Annotated in this window: 2 protein-coding genes (both running past the window's edge); both read right to left on the reverse strand. The window is 57.9% G+C overall.

The features are described from left to right. Positions 1-11925, reverse strand: partial view of an SDR family NAD(P)-dependent oxidoreductase gene (locus QUA02_RS18445; RefSeq protein ID WP_333029727.1) — the beginning only. It extends 14640 nt beyond the left edge of the window; 11925 of the gene's 26565 nt are visible here — the first part of the coding sequence; its start codon is at positions 11923-11925; its stop codon lies off the left edge, out of view. Continuing rightward, a protein-coding gene (locus tag QUA02_RS18450) for an SDR family NAD(P)-dependent oxidoreductase (RefSeq protein WP_333029728.1) crosses the window boundary here: on the reverse strand, positions 11912-12021 show its 3' portion. The gene runs 17098 nt beyond the window's last position; the window shows 110 of its 17208 coding nt (coding positions 17099-17208); its start codon lies off the right edge, out of view; the stop codon is at positions 11912-11914. The genes QUA02_RS18445 and QUA02_RS18450 overlap by 14 nt, the downstream gene beginning before the upstream one ends.

Below are 12021 nucleotides of genomic sequence, written 5' to 3' on the forward strand. Positions count from 1 at the left end.
GGCAGGTCCACTAGGCGCTGTGAGGCTGCTGGTCTTGCCGTCCTGGTTGGTGCCAGACCCGCGGATTACGGCGTGAACGCGATCGCCATCCGCTAGTGCCTTCTCAAGTGGCTTGAGGACGACAACACCGATTCCTTCGCTAAGCACGATCCCATCCGCACTTTCGTCAAACGGTCTGCACGCTCCGCTGGGCGACAGCATACCGACCTTGCCGAGTAGTAAGTGCAGCCGCGGCGTCGCCAGAACGCTGACGCCGCCCGCAATGGCCATGTCGCAATTGCCGTTCTCAATGTTTTCGCAAGCCGTATGCAGGGCGATGAGCGACGAGGAGCACGCGGAATCGATTGCGAGGGTTGGGCCCTTCAAATTGAACATATATGCCACGCGCGCGGGCAGCATCGCGCCAGCGTTGCCAGTGAACATGAATCCATCAGCAGGGAGACCTGAATTCATCAGGATTTGCGAATAATCACCGCTGGATGCACCAACAAATACACCAGTGCGGCTGCCATCTAAGCGCGTATCCGAGTAGCCAGCATCTTCCAGAGCCGCCCAAGTTTCCGTCAGAAAGAGCCGCTGCTGCGGGTCCATCAGTTCGGCCTCGCGGGGCGAGATCCGGAAGAGTGCGGGATCGAACTCGCCGATTCCGCTCAGGAATCCGCCGTGACGGCTCGGTGTCTTGTTTCGAGCGAGGCGATCCGGGTCATAAATCTTGCGCCAATCCCATCGATCCGGGGGGATTTCACCGGTCACTGGTTTCGCTCTTTCGATCGATTCCCAAAACTCGGAAAGGTTGTTTGATCCGGGGAATCTGCCCGAAATGCCAATGATGGCAATTTGGCGGCCGGGGGAGCGAGTGGGTTTCAATGCTGGGGCCGTCTGCTCTACGCTTTGCTGCTCATGTTCCGAATCCTCTAGGGGGATTGCATTGAGTTTCAATGGCGTGGCCGAGGGCAATGGGCTTGGTCGGCGTCGTGCGGGAAATGTTTCGTCGATATGACCAGCCAGTTGCCGGATAGTCGGGTAGTTGAAAAGATCCGTAGACCGAAGGGAGATTCCCAGTTCCTCGTTGAGGGCTTTGGCCAGTTCCACCGAAACGATCGAGTCAATCCCGAAATCGGAAAACGGGAGGGTTGGCTTCAGGCGTGCGGGATCTGCATCGAGCTTCGATGCCATCAATTGGCGTACCTGAACCTCGCTGCTTTCGATCGCGCGATCGAAGACCGGAGAATCCTTCGGATGAACGGTTGCGGACTCGACGTTGACTGGCGCGGGTGACTCAGGAATTGACGGCAACCGCTTTTCTGCGCTGCTTTGCGCCACGATCAGACTCTGCAAGTACGATTCCGGCTGTTCTGGATGGCGCAGACCGGATGTCCTCACTCGTGGAAAGCCTTGTTCTGACAAGCAGCGACGCCAGTTGAGGGTACTCAGCAACGGTGAGTGCGGTATCCGGTTCCGTTTGTCCTCAAATAACCACCAACCGCTTGTAAATCCGAAAGTCAGGGTCGCGAAGACTTCAAAACGGCAGACTTCGCTGAGGATAATGATTCCCTTTGCACTCAGCAGCCGATTGATTGCATCCAGGGTTGCGCCGATGTCGCGGGTCGCGTGCAGCGCATTGGCCGCGCAGACGATCGCAAACTGGCCCGGCACGAAACCCTGCGCGGCGAAGTCCTTTTCGATATCGAGCACTGCGTATCGGGTAAACGGGAATTCAGCGCTCCAGCGATCGCGCCCTCGCTGGACAAAGGCCGAGGAGATGTCTGTGAAGTGGTATTCAATGCGATCGCCAAAGGACTCGATCGCCTGTAGAATCGACGCTGTAGTCGAGCCAGTGCCTGCGCCAATTTCCAAAATCGCGATCGGCAGGTCGCGATCGCGGGCAGACAGAGCGAGGACTGCTTCGCGCACCGCTTCGGCAGCAAGGGCATTGAAATGGTCGGCAAGGGGGTTATTGCGATTGATTGCCTCAATCAGTGGCAAAGAATCTTTGTTGTAGAGCAGGTCGGTTACGGACAATCGCCCAGAAAGCAGTTCCAGATAGCTCTGCAGGCACTTTCTCAGCAGATCGAGGTAGGGGCGGGTTTCGGGACATTCGGCCAGCAGTCCGGCGCTTAGGTCAGATATTGTTGCGACAATCCGGTTAGCAAAAAACTCCTCGCAGGCGCGGTTCAATTCGATCCGTTCTGGAGATGCCAAGACAATCCCTTCGGCAACGAGAATTTCAAGCAGGGCATCAAAAAGTCTTTCGTGCTGAGGCGCAAGAGCGAGCTTCCGCCGCAAGTCGGATTTCGACGTTGTGTCATCGGGATGCCGCAAGACGCCAGCTCGTTGAAACGCTTCGAGTACGCCCAATGCGCCGATCCGGTCGAGACGGTCGAAGACACTGGCACGGCCGGCAAGTGGGTCTCCTTGACTCGTGACCCGAGCTTCTACCGCGTTCATTACCTTGTCTAGAAGAGCGGTTTCGGAATCGACTCGCGGGGGAGTGCCGATGGCTTCGGTGGCTCTTGCGATCGCACATACCTCCCGTTCAAAGGAATAGGCCGGAAGCGAGATGCGCCTGCCGTGCGGTCCAGTCCATATCTGCCTCCAGTCCACGTTTTGACCGCTAATGAATTCCCGCGCAGCAGCTTCACACCGCGTCGCCGGCTCGGTTCTGAAATCAGACGAAGCGGCTGCACGCAATGCCTGGACCAGTTCGCTGGTTTCTCGAACAACCGCTGCCGCACGGCACTCGAAGTGCTGGCGACCTATCGACAGAGTCCATGCGATATCGTCGAGATGCACGGCTGGATGGCCCGAAGCCCAATCAGCCAGAGTTTCAAGATTGCGGCGCAACGAGGCTGGTGTCTTTCCCGATACCGGGACGACACGCCATTCGCCGCGTCCACGCTCCTGGGCATCGCCGGAAACCTCCGGCCCATCCTCAATCACCAAGTGGCAGTTCGTACCGCTGAAGCCGAACGCACTGAGTGCCGCACGCCGCAGCCCTCCTGCCGGGCGGAGCCACGGACGGCGTTCGCTGACAACATAGAAAGGAGAGGAAGCCCAATCAAATGCCGGGTTTGGTTCTTGGAAATGCAGAGAAGCGGGCAACTCGGAATGTTTGAGGCTAAGTAGGATCTTGATGAGTCCTGCAATTCCCGCAGCGGCCATAGTATGGCCAATATTGCTTTTTACCGACCCAATGGCACAGAACTGCTTCGCCTCAGTCCACTTGCGGAATGCGTCCGCGATCGCAGTGAGCTCGATTGGGTCGCCCAACTTGGTTCCTGTGCCGTGGGTTTCGACGTAACTAATCGTTTCTGGATGGATTTGGGCCTTTTCGTAAACTGCGGTTTCAAGTTCACTCTGCGCCTGCGCGTTGGGAGCCGTGATGCCGTTCGATCGCCCGTCCTGGTTTACGCCCGATGCACGTATCAACCCGTAGATATGGTCTCCGTCCCGCAGCGCATCAGCCAGCCGCTTCAGCATCACGACTCCGGCCCCTTCCGCTGGAACGAAGCCGTCGGCATCCTTATCGAATGGACGGCACGTGTTGGAGGTCGAAATCATGCCGCTCCCATCAAGGAACTTGTAAACGGTGGGAGACAGCAGTAAGATCGCCACTCCTCCGGCGAGGGCGAGATCGCAATCGCCATTTAGTAGGCCTTGGCAGGCCAGATGAACTGCGACCAGAGAAGATGAACAGGCCGTATCGACGGGAATTGCCGGCCCTTTGAGATTGAGATGATAGGAAACTCGCGCTGGCAGGATCGCCATTGATGTGCCGAGCGAAGACATCGAGTCCGCGATCGAACCCTCTGAATCAGCGGCAGTCAAACCGTAGAAGTTTTGCGCCGCGCCCGCGTACACGCCGCACCGAGTATTGGCGAGGCTATCTGGTGAGTAGCCTGCATCTTCGATCGCCTTCCAAGTTTCCTCAAGGAATACTCGCTGCTGGGGATCCATTTGGGCCGCTTCCCGAGGTGAGATGCGGAAGAAGAACGGATCGAAATGTAACGCTTCTGGCAGCAGTCCGCCCCGGACTGGGCGACTGGGATTGTCTCCCCACCTTTCTCCAGCAAGATCGGAATAGGCCTCGCGCGCGGATTGAAGCACTTCCCAGAACTGCTCCGCATCGCGAGCACCCGGGAGCCGGCAAGAAAGACCGATTACGGCGATCGCGTTGTCGTTTTTCACTTCGGGGGGAGGCTCCGGCTGTTCTCTGAATTGAGGTTGAACATTGGAGATCCAAGCCGCCATTTCTAAGGGACTCGGATAGCTGTAGAAGTCCGCCGGCCCGACCGTGGTTCCGAATTCCTCATTGATGCGGTTCGCGATCTGTGGGGCTAGGATGGAATCGACGCCCATCTCCGCAAATACCTTGTCCGTCTCCGGAACTGCGTCCATTTCGAGCACGGCGGCCGCGATCGCGCCGATCCTCCTCGCGATCTCTTCAATTCTAGTTTTTTCCTCTGCCGCGCTCTCTTTCGGTCGGCTCGCCTGTAGTGGTGTTGCGTCAGGCTCCTGGGCCAGCGCCACTTCGGAAGCGCTCGGTCGGTCGCCTCGCTCAACCACAAAAACGCGTTGATAGGGGGTGCCGAATGCCTTTCCATTTCGGAATCCAGCCTCTTGCAGCAGAGCCGTCCAGCGGTCGGGCAGCAATAGCGGCGAGTTCTCAATCCGCAAATCGGCATCTTCAAAAGCCCACCAACCGTCCAGCAGGGCCACTGTAATGGTTTGAAAATCCGATTTGTGGGTCAGCTCGTTCAGGAGCAGCAGCCCGCCCGGCTTCAGCAGACGTGAGATGTGCTCGATCGACCTGCGGATACTGCGCGTCGCGTGTACCACATTTGTCGCTATGACTGCGTCGTAGGATTCCGGCTCAAAGCCTTGTCGATCTGGAGACTGTTCGAGATCCAGGTGGCGGAAGTTAACAAAGGGGTATCTAGTGCCGAACGCCGCCTTCCCCTCTTGGAGAAATTTCCGCGATACGTCGGTGAAATCATACGTTACTCGATCGCGAAAGCTGTCGAGCTTGCGGAGGGTAAACTCACTCGTCGATCCTGTTCCCGATCCTAGTTCGATTATCCGAATCTTCGACTGTCCGCCGCTGCCCGCGAAGCCTGCGAGCGCTTCAGCCAGAAGCCTGTTGTAGCGATCGACCCAGGGGTTGTTCCGGTACATTCCAGTCACCAGTTCGGGCGAAGAATCAGGGAACAGGATCTCGGTAGCCAGCTTCCGTCCCGCTAGCACTGCCGCGTAGTCGTCCGGCTTCAGACAGACTTCAAGCAATCGTGCGAAGCCGCCCATGTCTGGATGCTGGCGCAGGAATTCGGCGTGCTTCCTGGCGATCTCCTCCCCATTGAGTCCAGCCAGGGTAGCGCCCAATTCAGGACCTTCCAGAATATCGCTCCCAGCCAATCGGATCAGTTTATTAGCTGCAAAAATCGACAGGTGAGCTTCCAACAAGCGCTCGTACTTCGGCAAGAGGGAAGCCCGGCTGCGGAGTGTGTCACGATTCAGGCTTTCCCCGTTTCCAGGGAACATCCGCAACTGCACCCAAACCTGCGTTAGATACAGCCTGCTGAGTGAGTCCAAATCTCGCAAAGCCATTTCGCCTTGCCTGAGATCCAGAGAGGATTGCTCTTCTTCTTTGGTAGCAGCGGCACAGGCCGATTCAAGCTTGCCCAAAACTGGCTGAACATTATCCCGTAGCCCAAGAAGTTGCAGCACCTTCGCCGACGCGCGCAGAGGAATCGACTGGGTTAATCCCAGCCGTAGGATGTCTGAGAATGCCTGGATACCCGCAGCACTGCCCATAGGCTGGACGCCAAGCCGGGCCAACTGCGCGCGGCCCTCTTCGGTGGCAAGCTGACCCACGTCTCCCCAAAAGCCCCAATCGATCGTCTGGGCCCGAAACTTACCGGAATCCTGCAAATAGCACGCAAACGCATCCTCGAAGGCGCAAGCGGCGGCGTAGTTCGCGCTGCCTGGTGTTGGCGCCAGCGATGCAAGGGACGAGAAGAACAGGACGAAGTCCGGTTTCTCCCCACTGAGCGCCTCGGCGAAGGCTGCGCTTCCTGCTACCTTGGGCGCCAGGACGGTTTCGTAGGTTCTGTCCGACATTGCGGCAAGCGGCTGATTGAGAAGTACCATCGCCGAGTGGATGGCACCCGAAATAGACCCGAACTTCCGGCGTGTCTCGCTTATAGCGCGGCGGAGTGCCCCGCGATCGGTAACGTCGGCCTGGATATAGATCGCATCTCCGCCTTGTTCGCGAATGCTCTGAATAGCTGCTTCCTGGCGATCGCTGAAATCGGATCGCCCGATCAGAACAACGCGCGCCCGTGCCTTTGCCGCCATCCACCGGGCAATCTCAAGACCGACTCCTGACGCTCCACCAACGACCAGATAAACGCCGCCTTCACGCAACCGATTCTGCGGCGAATCTTCGGATTGAACCGATTGCTGTGGAACCTCTTCGATGCCGCGCACCCATCGTTCCCCGCCGCGCCAAGCCACCTCAGCGAACTGACTATGGTTCCATTCACCGGCAATCCGCGCCGCTTCCGCCTCCGGTTCCTTTCCCTCCACGTCAACGCAGACCACCGGCAATGACGGCAATTCGATACGGCAGGCCCTCCCTAGACCAATGGAAGTTGCGGCCCAGGGCTTTGTCAGCCTGTCGCTGGGTAACGCCTTCTGCGCGCGCACCGTAACGATACGCAACAGGGGAGGCGAAGACTTCCGGCGCACAAGGTGCTGGATCAAATGAAGAAGTGGAATGGAATCGTCTACAGCATCTTGCCAATCGCAGGAATCGAGCGAACCGAGGAAATCAATAGTAGAGATGGAGGTTTCGCTTTCCAATTCATCGAGCCAGTCTGAACGGTTAAGTGAAATCGTGACGCAGTCCCTATATTGCGTGGCAAGAGCCGACGCGATGGCAGAGTTGGATCGCTGCAAGATCGCGTGCCGTCCGGCTGCTGCCGTCGGGGAAGGGCGCTCAGGAAGCAAAAACCATCTCGGCACGAAAGTCCTGCACGCATCTGCGGTATAGACGTCAGTGGCGGACTTTGGCGAGGCAAGCGTTTCGGTCGCCACGGGCCAATACCGAACGCGTTCAAACGGATAGGAGGGGAGAGAAACGATCCGCCTTTTTTCGTTGCGAGGCAGTTTCTCCCAATCTGGCTCAATACCAGTCACCCACAAACTGGCGATCTTGTGATACCGCTTGTCATTCCACAACTGGAGAAGGTACTCGCCGTTGTCTGACGAACCATCCGCCGCCGAATCGCTCTTGACTCGCCCTTCAAAAAGTGAGTCCGCCGAGGCTTCTTGTCCGGCAAAACGCCGCAACCTATCCAGGCATTCACTCTTCGACGCCGCGACGAACGCGAGGCGGTAATCCATTGCCTCCCTCCCGATCTGAAGCGTCCACGCAACATCTCCAAGGCAGTGAGAATCTGTCGCGTTCGACTCCAGCAGGGTATACAACCGTTCTGCTGATGCCAGCAGAGCCTGCCTCGATTTCGCCGAAAGAATAATCAACTCATCGACCGGTTCGACGGGGCGATCGTCAACGGAAGCGGCCTCGAACTCTTCGAGGATCGTATGCACGTTGGCGCCGCCTGCCCCGAAGCTGCTAAGCGCCGCACGCCGCGGCCCAGAGGAAGACTCCCAGCGGGTTCTGTGCGTTTGCAGGCGGAATGGTGTGCTCTCGAATTCGATCAGTGGGTTTGTTTGCTCGCCATGAAGTGATGGCACGATCTCCCGATGCTGGAACTGTAGAAGTATTTTCGTTAGCCCCGCAACGCCAGCCGCCGATTCGAGATGCCCGATATTGGATTTCACCGAACCGATCGCACAAAAACCAGACTCCTGCGTATGTTCGCGCCAAGCCTTTGTCAGTCCGGCGATTTCAATTGGGTCGCCAAGGGCAGTGCCCGTGCCGTGGGCCTCGACGTACCCGATTGTGTTGGGATCGACGCCGGCTTGCTCGAGGGCGTCCAGGATCGAGCTTGCCTGTGCCGCTGGATTCGGCACCGTATATCCGCTCGTCCGTCCGCTTGAATTCATGGCCGACCCGAGTATCACGCCCCGAATCCTGTCTCCGTCGGCGATCGCATCTGCAAGCGGGCGAATTAACACAACTCCGACGCCCTCACCATCCACAAATCCATTCGCGCCAACACCGAACGCGCGGCACTTATCATCGGGAGCCAGCATCCGCAACTGGCTCAGACCGACCAACTGAAGCGGGTGAAGGATCAGATTGACGCCTCCAGCGAGAGCCGCATTGCATTCGCCCCGCCGGATACTTTCGCAAGCTTGGTGGATGGCCGCCAAGGATGAAGAGCAGGCGGTGTCAATCCCCATACTCGGCCCCTGAAAATCGAAGAGCCAGGAGACTCGATTTGCGAGCGACCAGAACGACGAGTGCGCTCCGACGCGATCGCCGTTATTCCATTGGTCGATCGCGTAAAGCTGATACGTGGCGTAGGTGATGCCCGCGAAGACTCCTACGTCATTTCGCCCCCTACCGCTGGCTGCAGCCTTTAGGCGACGGGGAGGATACCCTGCATCTTCGAGACAAGCCCACACGGTTTCAAGAAAAACGCGTTCCTGCGGGTCCATGTCCTTCGCTTCCCGCGGCGATATGCCGAAGAAGCCCGCATCGAACTTATCCGCATCCCTGATAAATCCGCCCCACTTGCTGTAGCTCTTGCGCTCTCCACCTCGTGGGTCGAAAAATGGGGTGAAATCGAACCGATCGCGGGGAACTTCCTGGATAGCGCTGCGACCCTCTGCCAGGTTCGCCCAGAATTCTTCCAGCGTGCTGCCGTTCGGGTAGCGTCCGGCGACCCCAACAATTGCGAGCGGCATCGTCTGACCTTCGCGAGATGGAAGCCGCGTCGATTGCTCGACCGCAGGTGATGGAATTTGCTGCTGCCCATCCCCATGCAAATGCGCGGCCAAGCGGTTGAGTGTCGGATACTCATAAAGCAAAGTCTTCGACAACTTGCCGTATTCGCGCTCCAGTTGCTCGGTCAACTGAAGTACGGTCAGGGAATCCACCCCCAGCGACTCGAACGTTGCCTCTGTTCGGATTTCGGACGGCTCCATCTTCAGGACGCGGGCAAAAATGTTCTTAAGCGCCGTTAGGAACGCCTTGTGGGAGGTTTTATTAACTGAGGGCGGGGGCGGATCTGTAGGGGTCTCGTACCGGTCTGCCAGGGCGATCGGATTGGTTGCCAGCTCGTGCACCCAACCGTCGCTTTCCGCGAAGATTGCGTGATACGGCGCGGTTTCGTTCGTTCCTCCGAAACCGATCGCTTCAATTCCCCGAAAACCCGCGCTCACTAGGTTTGCTTCCCAGCCTGAGCGATCGAGCAACGGGCCGCCGGGCAAACGCATATCACTTTCATCATGTCGCCACCACCCGCTCGTGACGCCGAAAGTCATGGTGGTGAAAACTTGACTGGAAGTGGCTTCAATCAAAGCTAACAATCCGTTTGTCCGCAACAGTTTTTTTGCACGCGCAAGCGTGTCACTCATCCGGCAGGTCGCGTGCAGGACGTTGGATGCCACCACAACATCGAAAGTACCTGGTTCAAAGCCTTGCGCGGCCGGGTCGCGCTCAATGTCGAGCAAACGGAAACTGCACTGGGAATATCGATCGAATTTCTCCGATGCCTGGCGAACCAGGGCCGACGAAACATCCGTGAAGACATACTCGAATTCCCGCACATTTTCAAACGAGCGCAGCAACACTTCGGCTGTTGACCCCGTGCCTGCGCCAATCTCAAGAATCCGCAGCGGTCTTGTCGGCCCCCGCGCCGCTTGCCAAGCTTCCAAGGCGGAGACAACCGTTCGGTTCATACTCTCGGCAAGGTCGCTGCCTGAGTAAACTGGAGCTACGAGGTTGCTGGAACCATTTGGGAAGAGGATCTCATGGCCTGCAACCTCAGCACGCCACAGTCGCGGGTAACTCGCTACGCAGACTTCAAGAAGCGCCAAGTGCGGAGACAACTCTGGAAAGCGTTTGCGTACAATGTCTGTTTCAGCTTCCCAGCGGAGCGAACGGTCAACCAGTTCCCGGTTGGCTTTTGCCGTGCGCCAGACAGGAATCAATGCATATCTAAGCTGCTTCGCGCTGCCTTCTGCGGAAGGAGGTTCGGTATCATTGCTTCCGAGTTCGCGAAAAGCGGCTAGGAGACGGATCTGACTGATTTCCTCAAGAGCAGCTAGGGCATCCGCGAATTGCAGACCCACACTCGGAGTATTACTGCCTCGAACGCCTTTCATTGCCTCGCGGATCGCCGAACCATGCACATTGGGCATCTGTTGTGCTGGGCGATCGCTGGGGACGGCCAGTTCCTTTCGCATGGACGATCCGCAACGGATCAGCACAACCTGTTCGAGGGAGCTTCGCATCACGCGATCGAATGCGGCGGAGCCAATATCGCTAGTAATCCCGGAAACTCCTAGCTTGTCCATACGCAATTTATAGTCTGCGGATGCGACGATCCCGACTTCATCCCAAAATCCCCAGTTCAGAAGTTTGACTTCGATCGAGCCTGATGCGGCCAGTTTGCGCGCCAAGGCATCCTTGAACGCGCATCCAGCAACATAGTTGGCTTGTCCGGGATTACCGTAGAAGACATTTGCCGAGGAAAAAAACGCCAGTAGCCTCGCGCCACCTTCGATTGCGGCTCGGGCAAGATTGATCGAGCCCTCCAGCTTTGGAGCGAGTACGCGGCGAAAGGATTCCTCAGTTGCGCTGTGCAGCGCACAGTCGCCAAGCACGATGGCCGAATGGATCGCCGCATCGACGGTTCCGAAGCGATCGCGGCCGGCGTTGACCGCACGGAGAGCCTGTTCTGGGTCTGTGATGTCCGCCTGGAAATATACTGCCTCACCGCCGTTCCGGCCGATCTCACCGAGAAGTTGCTGAATTTCGCTGTTTACCGCACGGCGTCCGATCAGTACCAGCCGGGACTGGTACTGCGCTGAGAGCCATTTCGCGATGGTGCTGCCAATACCTCCGGCACCTCCCGCGATCGCCACAACTCCGTTGGGCCTTAGCATCGGACTCGCGCCTAAGCTGGGTAAGGGCTCCACCATCTCCAGCGACTGGACAAACCGCCTGCCATGCCGCCAGGCGATGTTCCTGCCCGCCCGATCGCCCGGGTCGGCGAGAACTCGGGCTGCAAGAGCGGCGGCTTCCTCTGGTCGGGTCCACGACAAGTCGCTAGTATCGAGATCGATCGTGGACACACGGAGGTTGGGGTACTCACGGCGCAGCACTCTCGCCACACCTGCCAACGCCGCACCTGTTGGTCCAGCATGAGTCGATCCGAATGCTACCTCCGAACCGAGTACCGAATAATTGTCAAACGTAATGAGCTTCAGCTCGGAAGCCGCCGCCGATCCCCAACGGGAATGAATCGCGCGGATCGATCGCAATAAGGGGTATAGCGCGCGAGTCTGCATCTGGCGAACCGATTCGAGCGAGAGCAAATCGAAGGAGGATGGCCGATAGAGGAAGACGGTGGCCGGCATATCGCTATACGCGCCGAAAATTGCCTCGAAGTCCGCTTGGGAACGTCCTGCAATGGGTGTGGCGATCGCTTGCGCGCCCAGGACTTTCTGAAATAGCTGAGCAAACCACATCTCTGGTAGATCCCCGGATTCGCGCTCTTCAAAGAAGATCGGAGTACGTCCAGCCGGAACGCGATGCTCGGGCAACGCTGGCGTTAGGCGCCACACGGGTCTGTACATCAGGCCGGTCAGGTCGGCGTTAGCCAGCTTGTCTTGGCTATTGGCACGATTGCCACCTAGCATCGCCAAACTTTCGGCAAGAAAGCGAGCGGCTTCCTGCGGCGCGATCGTTCCATTTTGCACCAGTCTTAAGATTTCAGCCCTGTCCATCTTTATTACCTCGCCCCTGCGCGATTGTGGAAATATCTTCGAGCAAGCGATCCGTTTCTTCAACCGCGCGATCGCCGCGCGCGAGACCTTCAAGAA

Origin of the sequence: Microcoleus pseudofavosus SVA1_A4, assembly GCF_036700565.1 — a bacterium.
Taxonomy (GTDB): Bacteria; Cyanobacteriota; Cyanobacteriia; order Cyanobacteriales; family Microcoleaceae; genus Microcoleus.